Annotated in this window: 15 protein-coding genes; 4 read left to right on the plus strand and 11 right to left on the minus strand. The window is 69.6% G+C overall.

What is annotated here, in order from left to right; all coding sequences use genetic code 11:
• Positions 1 to 18 precede the first annotated feature (18 nt).
• Both NKI68_RS15575 and NKI68_RS15580 read right to left on the minus strand, forming a co-directional pair.
• On the minus strand, positions 19 to 1713 hold the full coding sequence (locus NKI68_RS15575) for a sodium/proline symporter (RefSeq protein WP_254544024.1): 1695 nt from the start codon (positions 1711 to 1713) through the stop codon (positions 19 to 21).
• The gene (locus NKI68_RS15580; protein ID WP_254544025.1) at positions 1703 to 1843 is read right to left on the minus strand and encodes a hypothetical protein; all 141 of its coding nucleotides are present in this window, start codon (positions 1841 to 1843) and stop codon (positions 1703 to 1705) included. The genes NKI68_RS15575 and NKI68_RS15580 overlap by 11 nt, the downstream gene beginning before the upstream one ends.
• 264 nt (positions 1844 to 2107) lie before the next feature.
• On the opposite strand from NKI68_RS15580, the gene arcD reads away from it, so the two are divergent.
• Positions 2108 to 3550: an arginine/ornithine antiporter ArcD gene (gene arcD, locus NKI68_RS15585; RefSeq protein ID WP_254544026.1), complete on the plus strand. Its 1443-nt coding sequence runs from the start codon at positions 2108 to 2110 to the stop codon at positions 3548 to 3550.
• A 14-nt stretch (positions 3551 to 3564) separates the two neighbouring features.
• On the opposite strand, the gene NKI68_RS15590 is transcribed toward arcD, so the two are convergent.
• From NKI68_RS15590 to NKI68_RS15630, 9 genes are all read right to left on the minus strand, one after another.
• The gene (locus NKI68_RS15590) at positions 3565 to 4986 is read right to left on the minus strand and encodes a sodium-dependent transporter (protein WP_254544027.1); all 1422 of its coding nucleotides are present in this window, start codon (positions 4984 to 4986) and stop codon (positions 3565 to 3567) included.
• Between the two features lie 147 nt (positions 4987 to 5133).
• Complete coding sequence (locus NKI68_RS15595; RefSeq protein ID WP_254544028.1) at positions 5134 to 7047, minus strand: IucA/IucC family protein; 1914 nt, start codon at positions 7045 to 7047, stop codon at positions 5134 to 5136.
• A gap of 6 nt (positions 7048 to 7053) precedes the next feature.
• A complete protein-coding gene (locus NKI68_RS15600) occupies positions 7054 to 8421 on the minus strand; it encodes a lysine N(6)-hydroxylase/L-ornithine N(5)-oxygenase family protein (RefSeq protein WP_254544029.1) in 1368 nt (455 codons plus the stop codon).
• Complete coding sequence (locus NKI68_RS15605; protein ID WP_254544030.1) at positions 8418 to 9011, minus strand: GNAT family N-acetyltransferase; 594 nt, start codon at positions 9009 to 9011, stop codon at positions 8418 to 8420. The genes NKI68_RS15600 and NKI68_RS15605 overlap by 4 nt, the downstream gene beginning before the upstream one ends.
• Positions 9008 to 10900: an IucA/IucC family protein gene (locus tag NKI68_RS15610; RefSeq protein WP_254544031.1), complete on the minus strand. Its 1893-nt coding sequence runs from the start codon at positions 10898 to 10900 to the stop codon at positions 9008 to 9010. Before NKI68_RS15610 ends, NKI68_RS15605 begins: the two co-directional genes overlap by 4 nt.
• Positions 10897 to 12426, minus strand: coding sequence for a pyridoxal phosphate-dependent decarboxylase family protein (locus NKI68_RS15615; protein WP_254544032.1), 1530 nt, complete (start codon positions 12424 to 12426; stop codon positions 10897 to 10899). Before NKI68_RS15615 ends, NKI68_RS15610 begins: the two co-directional genes overlap by 4 nt.
• On the minus strand, positions 12423 to 13781 hold the full coding sequence (locus tag NKI68_RS15620) for a diaminobutyrate--2-oxoglutarate transaminase (protein WP_254544034.1): 1359 nt from the start codon (positions 13779 to 13781) through the stop codon (positions 12423 to 12425). The genes NKI68_RS15615 and NKI68_RS15620 overlap by 4 nt, the downstream gene beginning before the upstream one ends.
• Positions 13782 to 14153: 372 nt before the next feature.
• Positions 14154 to 14768, minus strand: a complete 615-nt coding sequence (locus NKI68_RS15625) for a TMEM175 family protein (protein ID WP_254544035.1) — start codon at positions 14766 to 14768, stop codon at positions 14154 to 14156.
• A gap of 153 nt (positions 14769 to 14921) precedes the next feature.
• Positions 14922 to 16373: an amidase gene (locus NKI68_RS15630; protein WP_254544036.1), complete on the minus strand. Its 1452-nt coding sequence runs from the start codon at positions 16371 to 16373 to the stop codon at positions 14922 to 14924.
• Between the two features lie 303 nt (positions 16374 to 16676).
• Between NKI68_RS15630 and NKI68_RS15635 the strand changes: the two genes are divergently transcribed.
• From NKI68_RS15635 to NKI68_RS15645, 3 genes are all read left to right on the plus strand, one after another.
• The gene (locus NKI68_RS15635; protein WP_254544037.1) at positions 16677 to 17561 is read left to right on the plus strand and encodes a DUF7351 domain-containing protein; all 885 of its coding nucleotides are present in this window, start codon (positions 16677 to 16679) and stop codon (positions 17559 to 17561) included.
• 99 nt (positions 17562 to 17660) lie between these two features.
• Positions 17661 to 17936 carry a hypothetical protein gene (locus NKI68_RS15640; protein WP_254544038.1) on the plus strand — a complete coding sequence of 92 codons (276 nt, stop codon included), beginning with the start codon at positions 17661 to 17663 and terminating at the stop codon, positions 17934 to 17936.
• 393 nt (positions 17937 to 18329) lie between these two features.
• Entirely contained in the window at positions 18330 to 19073 is a 744-nt protein-coding gene (locus NKI68_RS15645) for a beta-ketoacyl-ACP reductase (protein WP_254544039.1), read from the plus strand.
• Position 19074: the final 1 nt, after the last annotated feature.

Here is a 19074-nt window from a genome sequence, read left to right on the forward strand (position 1 = left end):
CGGTCGCCCGTCGTCCGTTCACTCATCGTCGCGCCCGCCGTCGCGCCAGTAGTCCGCGTCCGCGACGTGCGCGCGGATGGCGTCCGCCTCGGTGACGGCGACGGGAGCGGCGTCCCGGCCCCCGTCGGTGACGTAGTCGCGCGACCCCGACGCCCGCTGTCCGACGACCGCCGACAGCGGCTTGTCGAAGACGTCGAACTGGTCGTCGACGCCCGACGGCGGACGGGTCAGCAGCGAGACGACGACGAGCGTCAGCGACGAGAGGATAAACGCCGGGAAGAGGCCGTAGACGCCGACGAGTCCGTAGAGGAACCCCGAACTCTCGGGCGGCATGAGGCCGACCGCGTCGAGGATCGTCGGCAGTTGCGTCCAGGTGATCATCGTCGTCGCGCCGACGAGCATGCTCGACGCCGCGCCCTCGGCGGTGACGCGCTTCCACCACAGCGTGGCGATGACCGTCGGGCCGAGCGACGCCCCGAGACCGCCCCACGCGTAGTCGAGCACGAGCGTGTAGACCGGCGTGCCCTTCGCGAGGAAGGCGAAGCCGATGGACGCCGCGCCGAGGAGGACGGTGACGATCCGCGAGTAGCGCACGAGCTGTTCGTCCGTCGCCTCCTGGTTGAAGAAGCCGTGGTAGACGTCCTCCACGACGGCGCTCGTCGCGACCAGTAGCTGGGAGTCCGCGCTCGACATCATCGCCGCCAGCGCCGCCGCGAGGATGATACCCGCGAGGACGCCGGGGACGAGTTCGAGCGTGAGCAGGGGCATCACCTTGTTCTGCCCGAGGTTCGCGCCCTGGCCGAACACGACGAGGGCGTACAGCCCCACCAGCACCGCGCCGACGTACGCGACGAACATGAACAGCTGAGCGACGAGCGCCGCCAGCCGGACGTTCTTCACGCGGTCGATCCCCATGAACCGCACCATGATGTGTGGGTTTCCGGGGACGCCCAGCCCGATCGCGGCGTAGCTCACGATGGCGAAGACGGCGGCCCATCCGGTCAGCCCGGCGGTGACGCTCGTGAGCGACCCGCTGCCCATCCGCGCGAGTTCCTCGAACGGGAGCCCGTAGTTCGTGAACGCGATCACCGGCAGGATGATGAACGCGACGAGGATGACCGCGCCCTGGAAGTAGTCGGTCCACGCGACGGCGAAGTAGCCCCCGAGCATCGTGTACCCGACGACGATGACGCCGCCGACGAGGATGCCGACCGAGTCGTCGACCCCCGTGAGCACCTGGAGCAGGACGCCCGCGGCGACGATCTGCGCGCCGACGTACCCCCCTTCGAAGAGCATCAGCACGACCGACGAGATGCCCTTGACGTACCCCGTCTCGTCGCCGAGCCGGGTCTCGAAGAACGTGGGGAGCGTGACCGAGCGGACGATCTCCGTGTACTTGCGCAGGCGCTTCGCGATGCCGGCCCACGCGAGCAGGTCGGCGGGGATCATCCCCAGGCCGTTGTAGAACGCGATGATCCCCGAGCTGAACGCGTCGGCGGGGACGCCGAGCGTCAGCCAGCCGCTCATCTCGGAGGCGCGCTCCGAGAAGCCGGTCACGACCGGCCCGATCTGCCGCCCCCCGATGACGTAGTCGCCCACGTCGTCCATGAATCGGGAGGACCAGAGTCCGATGCCGACGAGCACGACGAGGTACGCGCCGAACGTGACGAGCACCCAGGTGCCCGCGGTCCCCGCGATGCCGCTACCTTGCATCGTCCCCCCCGTACTCCCGCCGGAGCCGTCGCTCGCGTCGTCCCTCGAGCACGTAGTACGCGATCAGCATCAGGAAGAACAGGACGTACGGCCCGATCAACCCGATCCAGTCGATGACGCTCATCTGCATACCGCGCCAGTCCGAAACACACCACTAAAAATCACTCGCTTGGTACTGTGAGTTTATCCCGACAGACGCGACGGGCGAACGTTCGTCTCCCCCGACCGGTTCGAGGACGCGCGGTCGGTACTGCCCGGAGGTGCCACGGCCGACCTCGGCGTCCGTCGATCGACGGGCCGGCCGTACCTCCTCGGGATCGCGTCGTAGCCCCCGGCAATGCTTGTTGGGAATACTTCGTAAACACTTAATGCCCAAAAGTAATACGCCGTGACGATGGAGCGCGAACGATTCACGCCGTATCGGTACGACGAGGTCGACCCGGACCACCGCCCGTCGCTGGGCGCGGCGCTGTTGCCGGTGGTCGCCCTCGTCGCCTTCCTGGGGATCGGGTCGGCCCTGCTCGGGCTCGACCCGCACGTCCCGCTCGTGTGGAGCATCGTCTTCGTGGGGCTGCTCGGTCGCTACGTCCTCGGCTGGTCGTGGGACCACCTCTACGAGGGGATCGCCCGGAGCCTGCGGATGGGCCTCCAGGCGATCCTCATCCTGTTCGTCATCTACGGGCTCATCGCCACGTGGATCAGCGCCGGGACGATCCCCTCGCTGATGTACTACGGCCTCGAACTGCTCTCGCCGCGGGTGTTCCTCCCGGTGACGGCGCTGCTGGCCGCGGTCGTGGCCTTCGCCATCGGGTCGTCGTGGACCACGATGGGGACGCTCGGCGTCGCGTTCGTCGGTATCGGATCCGGCCTCGGCATCCCCGCGCCGATGACCGTCGGCGCGATCCTGTCGGGGGCGTACGCGGGCGACAAGCAGTCGCCGCTCTCGGACACGACGAACCTCGCCGCCGCCGTCACCAACACCGACCTCTACGAGCACATCCGGGCGATGCGCGCCGGAACCGCCGTCGCCTTCGGCCTCGCCGTGCTCGGGTACGTCGCCCTCGGTCTGGGATTCGGCGGGTCGATCCCCGCCGGACGGGTCGCCGGGATCCAGAGCGCCCTCGCGGGGACGTACGCGATCACGCCGCTCGCGTTCCTCCCGCTCGCCGTCACCTTCGGCCTCGCGCTCTACGGCGTCCCGGCGCTCCCGACGCTCCTCGCCGGCGTCTTCGCCGGCGTCGGAACGACCGTGCTCCTCCAGGGGCGGTCGTTCGTCGACGCCTGGACCGTCTTCATGTCCGGCACGTCGCCGGAGACGGGGACGAAACTCGTCACCGACCTCCTGGCGAGCGGCGGGCTCTCGGGGTCGGCGTGGACCGTCGCGGTCGTCGTCGCGGCGCTCTCGCTCGGCGGCCTCCTCGAATCGACGGGCGTGCTCGCGGTGCTCGCCCGGCGGCTCTCGCGGGGGATCGAGAGCGCGAGCGGCCTCGTCGTCGCGACGGGCGTGGGCGCGCTCGCGACGAACGCGCTCACCGCCCAGCAGTACATGAGCATCGTCGTCCCCGGGATGACCCTCCGGAACGTCTACGACGAACTCGGCCTCGGATCGAGCGACCTCTCCAGCGCGATCGAGTCCGCCGGGACGCCCACCGGCGCGCTCTTCCCGTGGCACGCCGGAGCGGTGTTCGTCCTCGGCGTCACGGGCGTCGAAACGCTGGCATACGCCCCGTACTACTTCTTCGGGATCCTCTCGCCGCTGGTGCTGTTCGCCGCGGCGCTCCGGGGCATCCGCCCGGCGGCCGTGGGGAGGGAAGACGGGGCGTCGACCGCGGACTGACCCGCCTCACCGCCTCAGTCAGCGTCCACCAGCGGTGATCGCTCGCGCCCCGCTCCGACGAGCGCCCGCAGTACGAGGAGCGCGCCCGCGGTCAGCGCGAGCCTGAACTCGAACGCCAGCGAGATCCCCGCCAGCGAGACGAGGTTCGTGAGGAGGGTGAACCCGAGGAACGCGGGCAGCACCCAGGCGACGAGCGCGCGCCACGGGTCGGCGAGCGCGCCGACGGTCGGCCCCGTCCCGGAGCGGAACTCCTCGACCGCGTCCCGACCCAGCACCCACCCGACGAAGACGACGAACGCGAGCAGGCCGACCGTGAGCGCGAGGTTCGCGAGCGTCCCGGCGAGGAGTCCGAACAGGTCGGGGTTCAGCGCCGTGAGCGAACCCGTCGCCGCGAGGAGCGCGCCGACGCCGAGCGTGGCGGGCCGCCGGTCGACGCCGCGCTCGTCGACGAGGTAGGCGACGGGCGCTTCGAGCATGCTGATCGCGCTCGACACTGCGGCGAGCAGGACGACGACGAAGAACAGCGGCGCGACGAGCGTCCCCGCGGGGAGGGAGTCGAACGCCTCCGCGAGCGCGTAGAACAGCGCCCCCTGGCCGCCGCTGCCCGGCGCGATGCCGGCGGAGAACAGCAGCGGGAAGACGACCAGCCCGGTGAGCACGCCGATCGCCGTGTTCGCCACCGCGATGACGGTGGCGTCGCCCGGGAGGGACTCGTCGCGCCCGAGGTAGGAGGCGTAGGTCAGCATCGACCCCGCGCCGACCGAGAGGGTGAACAGCGCCTGCCCCGCGGCGGGGCCGAGCACGTCGAAGAAGTTGTTCCGGAGCGTCGCGACGTCGAACGCGAGGAAGAACTCGTAGCCGCCGCCCGCCCCCGGCAGAGTGAACGCCCACGCCGCCAGCCCGAGGAGCATGAGGGCGATGGCGGGCATCATCGCCTTCGAGGAGCGTTCGATGCCGTCGCCGACGCCCGCGGCGATGATCGCGCCGACGATCGCGAGGAACGCCAGGTGCGCCACTACCGCCTCGGGACCGAAGGCGATCCGGCCGAAGTACGCCTGCGGGTCCGCGAAGTACGCCCCGGTGACGCTCCCGACCGCGTACCGGAGGATCCACCCGCCGACGACGGAGTAGAAGGTGAGGATGAGCATCGTCGTCCCGACGGCGTAGACGCCGACGAACGGCCACCACCGCGAGTCCGACAGCGCGCGGAACGCCCCGACCGGATCGCGGTGCCCGCGCCGACCGATCACGAACTCCGCGACGAGACCGGGGACCCCTATCAGCGCGACCAGCGCGAGGTAGACGACGAGGAAGGCGCTCCCCCCGTTCTCGGCGGTGAGCCACGGGAACCGCCAGATGTTGCCCAACCCGACCGCGCTCCCGATCGCCGCGAGCACGAACCCCAGGTTGGTCGACCACGTCTCTCGTTCGCTCATTGTCGTCGGATTCAGCGGGACGTATTTGAGTCCCCCGAAATCTGTGTCACGTGTTGTTATAGACCATCATCGTTTCTCGCTGTGATGTGTTTTCGAGTGAGAGGAAGGCGGATGGAGAAACGACGGCCGCGACGAATTCCAACGGGGTCAGTCCTCGCGCGCGACCTCGTACAGCGCGTTTCGAACCGTCCCGTGTTCGGAGGCGTGGGGCCTGCCGTCGGCGTCGGCGTAGCCGTAGTCGAGCATCCGGTTGCGGTTGAGACAGAGCTTCGTGAACTCCGGTCGGAGCAGATCGAAGAGGGCGAATCGCTCCTCCAGTTCGGGGAAGCGCGCCTGGTAGTCCTCGACCGCTCCCCGGACCTGCGTCCAGAACCGGGCGTCCTCGTAGCCGTGATGTTCGGTGAGGATCGCGGAGAGGTAGCGGAAGACGCCGATAAACAGCCCCGCGACGACGAACTGACAGAGTCCCTCCGGCGGCTCCGTCCGGAGCACGGCGTCGAGGTCCGGCGGCAGGTCGGCGAGTTCAGGTATCGGATACTCGCTCACGTTCACGTCGTCCACGAAGTCCTTGACCGCGAGGCGGGTCGGGACGCACTCGTCGTCGAGCACGAGGATGGCGTTCTCGCCGTGCGGGGAGAACGCCGTCCCGTAGCGATACAGGTAGTGCAGCAGCGGCGGGAGGACGACGCCGAACAGTTCGTCGAGCCACTCCTCGACGGAGAGGCCCGACCGCTCGACGAGCTTCGAGACGAAGGGCGTCCCGTCGGCGTCCACGTGGAGCAGCGCGGCGAGCGTCACGGGGCGCTCGTCGTCGCGGACGAGCGACTCGACGCTCTCGCGCCAGACGCAGCCCAGTAACTCGTCGTACTGGTACGGCGACCCATCGATCGCCGCGAAGTCGGGGTGGTCGTAGTTGAGCCCCGCCACCTCGCCCGGCAGGATCAGCTCGCACTCCTCGCGGAGGAACGGGTCGTCGTCGCGGACGCGCTTCACGTACTCGGTGACGAGCGGCGCGGCCTCGGTGCGCTCGCCCGGTAACCCGCGGTAGACGAGCGTGTTGAGGATGCGCATGGGGAGCTTCACGTTGCGCTTCTCGGGGTTCGATACGTTGACGAACGTCCGAATCGACTGCATCGGGAGGTACTCGTCCGGCCCCTCGCCCAGCGGAACGATGTCACCCGCCGCGATCTGCGCCGGGAAGAGCTGGACGACGCTGTTCTCCCACTGCCAGTCGTGGACCGGCAGGAGGTAGTACTCCTCGGGATCGCGGCCAGCGCGTTCGAGTTTCCGGACGAACTCGTCGTACGTCTCTCCCAGTTCCTCGCGGACGAGCGTCCCGTAGTCGAGGTCGGAGACGGCCGCGAACGTCGCCTCCGAGCGCCGGACGGCGAGCCACGAGAGGCGCACGCGCCGCTTGCGCTCGGGGGCGTACCGCCGGTAGTCGTCGTAGCTCCACCCGATGCGGCCCTTGTTGTACGTGATCCACGGGTGGCCGCCCATCTCGCCCTCCAGTTCGGCGTAGCTCAGATCGAGGAGGTCCGCCTCGCGCTCGCGCCGACGCGCCTCGATGTGGGCGTCCGCGAGGAGCGTGTGGTTGTACTCGCGGACGAGGTGGCCGGCCGTCATCCCGTCCATGCCGATGCGCTCGCGCGCGTCGCGGACGAACCGGACGGGATCGGTCGCCGACTCCCACGACTCGCCGTCGTAGCGCTCGACCGAGCCGGGGAGGACGCGGTAGCCGTCGAACAGCCGACGCTCGGCGCGGAAGCGGTAGGACGCGCGGTCGAGCGTCAGGCGGTAGGTGCGGATCTCGCCGCGGTCGTCGTTCCCGTCGCGGTCGTCCCCGTGCTGGTCCTCGCCCTCCTCGCCCGCGCGTCCGACGACGGTCGGGTCGATCAGCCCCTCGTAGGCGAACTCCGCCAGCATCTTCTCGAGCAGGTTCGTCCCGACGGTCTCCCACACGTCGGGGTCGAGCGCGTCCGCGAGTGGTTCGGGCAGCGGGTCGTCGGTTTCGGGGATCTGTGCGTCGGATTCCGTCTCGGGCGTGTGCGCGTCTGACATCTCGGGTTAGTCCTCCTGTATCGGGTGGTCGGTTCGCCCCTCTACGGGGGAGTCTGACAGGAACTGCTCGACGCCGAAGTCCTGGAACACGGTGTCCCGGTCGACGGGATAGACCGCCTCGCCGAGCAGCTGCTCCACGATGACGCTGTTGCGGTAGGTGCCGAGGCCGAGGTCGGGCGCGCCGACGCCGTGGGTGTGGAGTTCGGCGTTCTGGACGAACACCCGCCCGGCCACGTCGTCGAGTTCGACGCGGTAGTCCTCGGTGATCCGGAGGCGGTCGCGCTCGTCGCGGCGGATGCGCGGTTCGAGCGGCGCGAGGAACTCGGGCGTCGGCCGGTGGTAGCCCGTGCCCAGGACGACGACGTCCGCGCCGTGCTCGAAGCGCGTCGCCTCCTGGCGCTGCTCGCAGGCGAGGCGGTAGCGGTGCGGGCCGTCGGCCGACGGCTCGATCCCCCGCACCTCGGTCATCGCCAGCAGGCCCACGTCGGGGTCGCGCTCGATCGAGTGCTCGTACAGGGTCTCGTAGATGCGGTCGTTCGTCTCGGGGTCGATCCCCTTGTACAGCAGGTCCTGCTCGGGGAGCACCTCGTCGCGGGTCTCCTGCGGGAGCGAGTTGAAGTACCGCGCGTACTCCGGCGTGAAGTGCTGGAGGCCGAGCTTCGAGTACTCCATCGGGAAGAAGCCGTCCGATCGCGTGAGCCAGTCGAGGCGGTAGTCGCGCTCGGGCTGGCGTTCGAGCAGGTCGAGGAACACCTCCGCCGCGCTCTGGCCCGACCCGACGACGGTGATCGCGTCGGCGTCCAGGCAGCGTTCGCGACGGTCGAGGTAGGACGCCGTGTGGAACACGTCGGCGTCGGGGAGGTCGCGGAACGCCTCCGGGACGTAGGGGACGCTCCCCACGCCGAGTACGAGGTCGCGGGCGAGGTAGCGGTGGCGTTCGCCCGTCTCGGGGTTCCGGGCGCGCACCTCGAACACCTCGCGCTCGTCGTCGTACTCGACGGCGGTCACCTCTCGCGAGAACCGACAGGAGTCGAGGCGCTCGGCGACCCACCGCATGTACGCGTCGTACTCGCGCCGTGGGATCTGGAACGTCTCGTAGAAGTAGAACTCGTACAGCCGGTCGCGCTCCCGGAGGTAGTTGAGGTAGCTGTGGGGGCTGGTGGGGTCCGCGAGCGTCACGAGGTCCGCGAGGAACGGGACTTCGAGGGTGGTCCCCTCGATGAGCATCCCGCCGTGCCAGCGGAACTCGGGCTTCCGGTCGAGGAAGACGGCGTCCGCGTCGGCGTCCGCGCCGTCGAGCAGCGCGGCCAGCCCGAGGTCGAACGGGCCGATCCCGACGCCCACGAGGTCCCGAACGGGTTCGGCGGCGCTCATCCGAGCACCTCCTCGAACCGCTCGCGCTCGCAGACCATCAGGAGCGCGTCCTTGTCCTCCTCCTCGAACCGGAACTCGCGGACCGGCTCGAAGCCGCAGCGCTCGAAGCAGTGGATCGCCGCCTCGTTGCGCGCGTCCGGTTCGGTGACGATCCGGTCCGTCTCGTGGTGGGTGAACTGGAACTCGGTCATGGCGCGGAGGAGCGGGATCGCGTACCCCCGCCCGAGGTACTCCGGCGGACCGATCAGCAGGTGGATCCCCTGGTCGGTCGGGTCGGCGTCGTAGTACGAGGCGAGCGCGTCGTCTGCCGCCCAGTAGGACTCCCAGTAGCTCATCGGGACGTGATCGAGGCAGCCGACGTACGGCGTGAGGTGGTCGTCGGCCAGCTTCTCGACCAGCGCGTCGCGGAAGCGCGGGAGCGGGTGGTTCAGTTGCCAGTACGGCAGGACGTGGGGCTCGTTGAGCCAGGCGTGGAGCCGCCCGAGGTCGCGGTCGAGCGCCGCCCGCCGGAACGAGATCGTCCGCCCGATCGCCTCCTCGCGGCGCTGGAAGTCGTAGGCCGCGGCCACCGTGGCGCGCGGGTCGGTCATTCGGCGGTCACCTCGGGTTCCGTCACGAGCGGGTTCTCGATCTCGGCGTACACCGACTGGTCGTCGAGCGACCCGACGAGTTCGTCCATGTCGTGGAACCGGGTGAGCAGGTTCGCCTTGCACGGCACCGTCGGCTCCGAGAGCAGGCTCGTCACCAGCGAGGAGGTGGGACGGTCGTACTCGGTCGCCCGCTCCAGTTCCTCGCGGAGAGCGGCCAGCAGGTGGCGCTCGTCCGCGCCCGCCACGCCGAGCGCGTTCGCGACGCCGAAGGCGTTGTTCAGCACGACGTAGTAGCGGATCCGCTCGTCGGCGACGGCGTCCGGACAGATCGTGTCGGCGCGCTCGCCGACGCCCGGCAGGAGCCGATCCACCTCGTCGTACCTCGCCTCGGGGAAGTAGTACCCCTGGTTGTCGCGGTAGTAGAACGCCTCGGGATAGCCGTCGTCGAGCCGAAGGAGGCTGTTCTGCTGGTGGGCCTCGAGGCCGATCCCGCGCTCGAGGTAGAGCCAGAGCAGCGGGCGCACCGAGATCGCGAGGTAGCGGCGGAACCACTCCTCGGCGACGGCGTCGAACGACCGGCCCTCTCGGTCGGCGAGCGCGGCGACGACCGCCCCCAGCCGGGAGCGCCCCTCGCCGATTCGGTCCTGGCAGAGCGCGACGACCGGCGCGACGTTCCGCGCGTCGTCCCCCCGGAAGGGGTTCTCCCGGAGGACGACCTCGAAGCCGGATTCGGGGGCGTCGGTCGCGCCGTCCCCGTCGTTCCCTCCTCCCGCGTCGCGTCCGTCGTCCACGTCGAGGGTGAGGTACGCGGGGTCGCGCACCACGTCGAAGTCGGGGAACTCGCGGGCGAGGTCGTCGCCGAGTGCCGTCTCCAGCAGCTCTGAGACGGCGACCCCGCGGTCCAGTTCGGGGCGCTTGTTCACCCGCCGGGAGTTGGTGATGCGCACGTCGAGCGACCCCTTCGCCATGAACGAGGCGTCGGGGTGATAGAGCGTGCGCACCGACGTGGTGGGGGCGAACTCGCGGCCCACCTCGCCGAGCGGTTCGAGCCGCCCCGCCTCGATCAGCTCGCGCACCGCGGGCCGGTCGAGCAGGCGGCGGGCCTGCCAGGGATGCAGCGGGAGGAGCGCGTCGCCGCTCTCGACGTGCGCCGCGACGAAGTCGTCGGGGACCTCGGGATCCGCGCGGAGTTCGCGCTTCACCCACTCGACGGCGCTCTCGTCGCGCGCCGCGTCGTGGACGACGAGGTCGGGGTCGGCGCGGACGTAGTAGAGCGGGAAGCGCCCGCGGAGTTCCGGGGCGTAGCGCCCCTCCTCGCGGGGGGACATCCCCTGTCGGCTCTTCGGCGTGGGGTGCAGCAGGTGGCCGAAGACGAGCGACTGCTCGGCGTCGAGCAGGTCGAAGTCGAGCCCGTAGAGGCGCTCCTCGTCGTCCCTTCGCGCCTCGACGAAGCGCTCGACGTTCCGGCAGCTGAGGAGCACGCGGCGGAGCAGTTCGTCGCCGTCGCCGTCGCGCGCGAGCGAGAGGTCGCGGACGACGAGCGCGGCGAGCGTCGCATAGTCGCACTCGACCGGATCGCCGCCGCCGAAGCGCGCGCGGGTGGGGCCGTCGAAGAGGTGGCGACCCGTCGGCGATCGGTAGGCCACCGGCGTCAGCAGTTCGACGCCCAGTTCGTCGAGCGCGCACCGGGCCACGAGGCCGCTCTCGGGGGCGTCGATCGGCGTCCCCTCCGCGGCGACGAACTCGCCGCCCGCCTCGCGGAGGTAGCAGTCGAGGAAGGCGGTGCGGGTCGCCTCGCGCGCGACTTCTGCGGCGTCGACGCTCGTCGCCCCGGACGCGGTCGTCGGTTCCTCGCCCGCGCCCGTCGTCTCTCCGGCCTCGCCGCTCATCGGCCCACCTCCGCGGCGTCGAGGTCGCGGCCGAGCGCCGTCACCCGACTGAGGATCCCCTCCGCGTGCTCGACCGTCGTCCGCGGGTTGAGCAGGGTGAACTTGAGGTGGGTTCGCCCGTCGACCTCGGTGCGCGCGAGCACGGCGTCGCCCTCGGCGAGCAGCGCGTCGCGGATCGCCTCGTTGATGCGATCGGCCCGACCGCCGTCGCCGCCGTCGGCGGCTGACGACGGGACGTAGCGGAAGACGACGGCGTTGAGCGCCGGTTCGGTCACCAGTTCGAGGTCCGGATCGGCCGCGATCCGGGCGGCCACCTCGGTCGCGAGGTCGAGGGTGTGCTCGACGAGCGCGGCGAGGCGTCGGCGGCCGAGCGTGCGGAACGCGACGAGCGGCTTCAGCGCGTCGAACCGGCGGGTGGTCTGGGTCGACTTCGAGACGAGGTTCGGGACGCCCGCCGCGTCGTCGCCCTCCGGGTTGAGGTAGGCCGCGTTGCGCGCCACGTGGCGGTAGTCGTCGCCGTCGCGCAGGAGGAACAGCCCGCAGCTGATCGGCTGGTAGAACAGCTTGTGGAAGTCCACCGCAAGGGAGTCCGCCCGCTCGATCCCCGACAGCCGATCGCGGTGGCGGTCGCTGAGCGCGAGCGCGCCGCCGTAGGCCGCGTCGACGTGGAACCAGAGCCCGCGCTCGTCGGCGCGGTCCGCCAGCGCGTCGAGCGGATCGACGCTCCCGAAGTCCGTCGTGCCGGCGGTGCCGACGAGCGCGAACGGCTCCCGGCCGTCGTCGTCGAGGCGGGAGAGCGCCTCGTCGAGCGCCGCGGGCGACAGCCGGAAGTCGTCGTCCGTCTCGACCTCGACGACCGCCCGCTCGCCCAGCCCGAGGTGGGCGGCGGCCTGCGCCGCCGTGAAGTGCGCCGCCTCGGAGGAGAGGATTCTGAGGTCGGCCGCCTCCGGCGGGAGGCCGTCGCGCCGTGCGTCGCGGTCGTGCTCCTCGGCGAGGTGGCGGTTGCGCGCCAGCAGCAGGCCGAGGAAGTTGGACGCCGTCCCGCCGCTCGTGAAGACGCCGTCGGCGTCCTCGCCGTAGCCGAACAGCGCCGCGAGCCGGCCGACGAAGCGCTCCTCGAGCACCGACGCCGCGGGGCTCTGGTCCCAGGAGTCGAGCGACTGGTTCGTCGCGGTCAGCATCGCCTCCGCCGCGAGCGAGGGGACGAGCGGCGGGCACTGCAGGTGGGCGGCGCAGGCCGGGTGCGAGACGTTCACCGAGTCCGCGAGCACGAGGTCAGCGACCTGGCGAACCGTCCGCTCGAAGCCGACGCCCTCCTCGGGGAGACACTCGAGGTCCGCGAGTCGGTCGCGCAGTCGCTCCGGCGAGCGGCCGGAGTAGGGGGCGTCGCCCTCCACGACCGTCTCGACGACGGCCTCTTCGGCGAGGCGCATCGCCGCCCGGTAGCTCTCCGCGCTCCCCTCGCCGCCGAGGAAGAGCGTTTCGGCGGTCGTGCGACCGTCGGCGTACGCCGGGACGCCGCTCATGCGGGTACCTCCGTCGCCACGGCCGCCTCGACCGCCTCGTCGAACCGGTCGGCGATGGCGTCCACGTCCTCGCGCGTGACGATCAGCGGCGGGAGGAAGCGGGCGGTCGCGCCGTGGCGGCCGCCGAGTTCGACGATCAGTCCGCGGTCGAAGCACTCCGCCCGCACCCGCTCCGCGAGGTCGCCGTCGGCGGGGTAGCTCCCGATCCCGTCGGGTTCGGCGGTCGGGTCGACGAACTCGACGCCGAGCATCAGCCCGCGACCGCGCACGTCGCCCACGGCGTCGTGCCTCTCGGAGACGGCGTCGAGGCGGTCGCGCAGGCGCGCGCCCATCGCGGCCGCGCGCTCGTGCAGGTCGTGTTCGAGGACGTACTCGATCGTGGCCTCCCCCGCGGCCATGGCGAGCTGGTTGCCGCGGAAGGTGCCGGCGTGCGCCCCCGGCTCCCACACGTCGAGGCGCTCGTCGTAGACCACGACGGCGAGCGGGAGGCCGCCGCCGACGGCCTTCGAGAGGGTGACCACGTCGGGCGTGATGCCCGCGTGCTCGAAGGCGTACAGCTCGCCCGTCCGCCCGAGGCCGGTCTGGATCTCGTCGACGACGAGCGGGACGCCGTGCTCGCGGGTGATCCGGCGGAGTTCCCGCGTCCAGCCGTCCGGCGCGGGGATCGCGCCCCCCTCGCCCTGGACGAGTTCGACCACCGCCCCGGCGGGGTCGGTGACGCCGCGTTCGGGGTCGTCGAGGAGGCGATCGACGTAGCGCGCAGCGGTGCGCGCGCCCTCGTCGCCGCCGATCCCGAACGGACAGCGGTAGTCGTAGGGATACGGGAGGTGCTGGACGCCCGGCATGAGCCCGGAGACGGGTTCCTTCGGGTCGGTGTCGCCCATCAGGCCCAGCGCGCCGTTGGTCATCCCGTGGTAACCGCCGCGGAAGGCGAGGACGCTCTCCCGCCCCGTGGCGGTCTTCACGAGCTTGAGGGCGGCCTCGACCGCGTCCGTCCCGGCCGGACCGCAGAACTGCACGCGGGCGCGCTCGGCGAACTCGTCGGGGAGGCTCTCGAAGAGCCGATCGACGAACGCCTCCTTCGCCGGGGTGGTGATGTCGAGGGTGTGGAGCGCGCGGCGCTCCTCGAGCACGCGCTCCATCGCCTCGACGGCGACGGGGTGGTTGTGCCCGAGCGCGAGCGTCCCCGCGCCCGCGAGACAGTCGTAGTACTCCTCGCCGTCCATGTCGACGACGGTGACCCCCCGCGCCTCCCGGATGGCGAGCGGCAGGTGCCGCGGGTACGTTCGCGCGTTGGACTCCCGGCGCGCCTGCTGGTCGAGCAGTCGCGCGTTCGACGCCTCGCCGTAGCTCACGCGAGGACACCTCCGCTCGAAACTACCGCGACGGGTATCGTATCTCCGTGTTCCGGCATACGCGTTTTAGGCTAGCCTAAAACACTGAAAAGGGTATCGGTTTTAGGATGGCCTAAAAATTAACGCGCCCCCTATCCGTATGATTCTTACTATCGTGCGCCCCGGCGAAGAAAGATCTCGCGGAGGGCAGTAACGTGGCTCTGACAGCCGGCGCTCGGCGCTTCGTCTAGGTGGGCCTAAAGTCCTTCTACTCCGAACGGGTTCGATCGGGCGGTCGCGGAGGCGAGTAGTCGGTCGCGGAGGTGGGTGGTCGGTCGTCGACGGGACGCGCTCCGCCCCGTAGCGCTCCACCGGTCACTCCCCCTCCACCGGTCACTCCTCGTCCGGGGAGCCGTACCGCCGCGCCCAGAACAGCTGGAGGGGGGCGATGAGCAACGGGACGAGGTAGGCCGCATCGAGGCTCACCGCGCTGACGCCGATCGAGAGGGCGAACACGGCGGGGTTGATCAATCCGCGAAGGGTGAGGAGGCGCTCGGCGCGGGGAGTGATCTCGTCGGCGACGTACCCGCTCGACGCGGCGTACTGCCAGACGGCGGTCATGGAGATCCCCATCGCGATGAAGTTGAGCGCGTAGAGCGTCCACGCGAGGCGCGTGCCGTAGGTTCCGGTGAGTTCCGTCGGGAACGGCATGAACGACACCGAGAGGAGAAACAGGAGGTTGAGATACAGGAGGACGCGGTCGTGTCGGACGATCAGCCGAAACAGGTTGTGGTGGACGACCCAGTAAACGCCGACGACGAAGAAGCTCAGGAGGTAGCTGACGAACAGCGGTCGCATCGCGCGCAGCGCGCCCCCGAGTTCCGACGGGGGGACCTCGGGGACCTCGAACTGGAGGACGAGCAGCGTCAGCACGATGGCGAATACGCCGTCGCTGATGGCGTTGAGCCGATCGACCCCCTCGCCGCCGACGGTCCGCAGGCGTGGCATGTACCCGCGTTCGACGGTCCGAAACTTAAAACGAAATCCGTCCGCGGTACACCTGGTTCCCGGTCCGCGGCGACGGGACGTCGCGCGGTCGAAGAGCGATCGCGGGTGTGCGGGGTCGCCCCGTCGAGGGTCAGTTCGAGGCGAGGTGCGACCTCAGGCGTCCGTCGGGAAGTAGCGATCGTACCACGGGTTCGCCTCCTCGTACGCCGCCGACGCTTCGAGCACCAGTTCGTCGTCGAGGTGACCGCCGACGATCTGCAACCCGACGGGTAGGTCGTCGTCGGTCCACCCCGCCGGTACCGTCGCCGCCGGCTGTCCGGTCAGGTTGATCGTGAAGGTGAACGAGAGCCAGTGGAACAACTCGACCCGGCGGCCGTCGATGGTGGTCGGGCCGGGGCTCCCGACCTCGAATGGCGGGACGGCGAGCGTCGGCGTGAGGACGAGATCGTACTCCTCCGTGAACCGCCGCATCTCGACGTTCACCGCCTGTCGGACCTTGTAGGCCTCGGTGAAGTCCGTCGCGGTCCACTCCGTCTCCAGGATGTCGACCAGGACCGGTTCCATCTCGCCGCTGTGTTCGTGGAGTTCCTTCCGCAGTTCCTTGAGGTCGGTGCTCTGCGCGACGATCGCCGTGAACGCGTCCAGGGGGTCGGGGAAGACGGGCGTCGCTCGCTCGACGGTACAGCCGAGTTCGTCCTCGAAGATCCGCGCGGCCTCCGCGGTGATCTCGCGGACGGACGGATCGACGGCGGCGTACCCCCAGTCCGGCGTGTACGCGACCGTCAGGCCGTCGACGTCCGGCTCCCGTACGGCCCCGAGGTAATCGGTCCCGTCGTCCGGGAGCGAGTGGCGGTCCATGTGGTGGGGACCGGCTATCACGTCGAGCAGCAGCGCGCTGTCCTCGACCGTGCGGCTCATCGGTCCGACGTGTTCGACCGACTCCCACGCGTTCGTCCCGGGGAGTTCCGGATCGCGGTGCTCCGGGAACAGGGGGACGCGACCGAACGAGGCCTTCATCCCGTACAGACCGCAGAAACTCGACGGGATGCGGATCGAACCGCCGCCGTCGGAGCCGAGCGCGAGCGGAACCATCCCCGCCGCGAGCGCGGCTCCGGAGCCGCCGCTCGAGCCGCCCGGCGTCCGATCCGGGTCCCAGGGGTTCCTGGTCGGTCCGAAGACGGCGTTGTCGGTGATCCCCTGGTAGCCGAACTCGGGAACGTTCGTCTTGCCGAGGACGATCCCGCCGGCGTCCCTGATCCGTTCCACGACGACGCTGTCCCGGTCCGGCACGAAGTCCCCGTAGAGTTTCGACCCGAACGTGGAGCGAATTCCCTTCGTCGCGATCAGGTCCTTTATCCCGACGGGCACGCCGTGGAGCGGACCGACGTCGGCACCGTCCTCGATCGCCCTCTCGGCCTCCCTCGCGGCCTCCATGGCCTCTTCGTCCGCCAGGGTGCAGAACGCGTTGAGCGTCGAGTCGAGTCGCTCGATGCGATCCAGCGACGCCTCGACCGCGTCCACCGGGGAGATCGCCCCCTCCCTGATGAGCCGGGCCTGTCGAGCGCCGCTCATCTCGCAGATCTCGTCGGTCGTGAACGAACTCACGATTTCACCGAAGTCCGGCGCTCTTTGATAGTTGGTAGCATTTGTCACGACACTCCTCGTCGGGATCCTTAGCTCTTTCTGCGCTCTCGCGACCGGTCGTCTCGCTCCCGGGTCCGGTTTACCGGCGGCTAGCCTCCGCTCCTCGTCGGCGCACATTCGGGCCGCGATGGCGGCCGAACCGTGGCGGGAGCCCGTCTCCGACTCCATCCGTTCGGCGATCGATCCGCCGCCCCGACCTCCCGCTATCGTTCCAAAAATCTATTTGAGCTATACCTTTACCACGCAGGACACCTATCTGCGGGTATGAGCGAAAGCGAGGCGGAGTCGAGCATTCAGGAGTGCTCTGACTGCGTCGCCCCGGCGGAGGCGTTCTCCATCGTCGCGAACGAGACGCGCCTCTCGATCCTGGAGGCGCTGTGGCGCGCGGAGGAGCGACCGGTGCGGTTCTCCCGGCTGCGCGAGATGGTCGGGATGCGCGACAGCGCGCAGTTCAACTACCACCTCGGGAAGCTGACCGACCAGTTCGTCCGGCGCACGGACGACGGCTACGACCTTCGTCACGCCGGGACGAAGGTGGTGCAGGCGGTCCTCGCGGGGTCGTTCAACGAGCATCCACACGTCGAGCCGTTCCCGGTCGAGGGATCGTGTCTCTGGTGCGGCGGTCCCGTCGAAGCCCGCTACGACGACGAGATGCTCGCCGTCGTCTGCACCGACTGCGAGCGGCGACACGGGAAGTACTCCTTCCCGCCGGGGGGCCTGAACGACCGGACGGACGAGGAGATCGCGCGGGCGTTCGACCAGCGCGTGCGCCACCTCCACTGCCTCGCGGCGGACGGCGTCTGTCCGGAGTGCAGCGGCCGAATGGAGACCGTCCTCGTGAGCGAGGGGGACTGCTGTCTGGGCGACGGACTGCGCGCGGACCACGTCTGTGCGCAGTGCAACCACCGGCTCTGCTCGGCGGTCGGCCTGCGCCTGCTCGATCAGTCCGACGTCGTCGCGTTCCACCGCGACCACGGGATCGACCTCGGAGTGACGCCCTACTGGACGCTCGACTGGTGCGTCTCCGACGAGGCGGTCACCGTCCTGGAGACGGACCCGTGGCGCGTCGAGGTGGCGATCACGCTCGACGGCGAGACCCTTCGGGTCACGATGGACGGTGACCTCCGGGTACTCGGGGTCGAGCGCTGACCTGATCTGCATCCTACAGAAGAGACGTTCAGTACGATCGCCTACAGAAATGGATTTCAGATTACACTTTTGCGTCCGGGGACCGTCTCTCCATCCGTGATGAGATCGCCCCGATCCCCCGTCGGCCGAACCGATACGCCGTACCCACCGATCCCGGAGACGCCGGACGCCCGCACCCTCCTCGTCGCCTTCGCGGTGGCGCTCGCGGTGCCCGTCGCCCTGTGGGTGGTGAGTTACCCGACGCTCGCGGCGCTCGCCGCGGTGAGTTTCTCGGCGGGCGTCGTCGCGGTCCGCGTGGCGGCGGCCCGCCGCCGGAGAGCGACCGGGCGCACGACGATCCGCGTGCCCGGCGTCGGCGTCCGGTTCGACCTGTAATTCGACAGGGGTGACGATAATTATTCCAGAGTAATTCTCGTAATATCATCTTCTCTGGGTTACTTATACGCTATAGCGAATATTGCCGCAAGCTACCGATTCGTGACAGGTGAACGTCACCACTTGCGCACATTCACCGTGCTGTACTATGACATACAGTTATACGATTGAGGTCCGTTGGTGGTTCTGTAGGGCGATTACCGTGCCCGTGTCGTACATCGGCATGATGTATGTACACTCGCCAAAATATACTAGGCGATATTAGGACAAGGCTTTCATCGAGGTCGTCGTGACCTCGAACTAACGGCGCGCACGTTTACCATCGTTCCCGGTTCCGGGCACCCGGGGCGACCAGGGGGTCGTGCATGCGCGGTCGACAATAAAGGCAAAACAATGACACTATCGACACAGACCTGCGTCGTCACCGGCGCGTCACGTGGCATCGGACGGGGTATCGCGATCGAACTCGGCGAACAGGGCGCGGACGTCGTCGTCAACTACCGCTCCTCGGAGGCGGAGGCCTACGACGTCGTCGAGGAGATCGAGGACGCGGGCGGACGGGCGATCGCGGTACAGGCCGACGTGAGCGACCTCGACTCGGTGGAGGGGATGGCCGAGGACGTCGAGCGGGCGTTCGGCGGCGTCGACGTACTCGTGAACAACGCCGGACTGACCGTCGATCGCAAGTTCGCGAACATGACACGGGAGGACTGGGACCGCGTGATGGACGTGAACCTCGGTGGGGTGTTCAACTGTACGAAGGTCTTCTTCGACGACCTGCTCGAGGCCGAACACGGCCGGCTCGTCAACATCTCGAGCGTGGTCGGCCAGCAGGGCAACTACGGCCAGGCCAACTACGCCACCACCAAGAGCGGCCTGTTCGGGTTCACGCGGACGATCGCGCTGGAGATGGCCCGCTCGGGCTCGACCGCCAACTGCGTCGCGCCGGGGTTCGTCCAGACCGACATGCTCGAGGACGTCCCCGAGCGCGTTCAGGAGAAGATCGTCGGCCGGATCCCGCTCGGCCGGTTCGCGCAGGTGGACGACGTCTGCGGGATCGTCCGCTTTCTGGCGGGTGAGGAGTCGAGCTACATGACCGGCCAGATCCTCGCCGTCAACGGCGGCATGGAGTGGTGAG

Origin of the sequence: Halomarina pelagica (genome assembly GCF_024228315.1) — an archaeon.
Taxonomy (GTDB): domain Archaea; phylum Halobacteriota; class Halobacteria; order Halobacteriales; family Haloarculaceae; genus Halomarina; species Halomarina pelagica.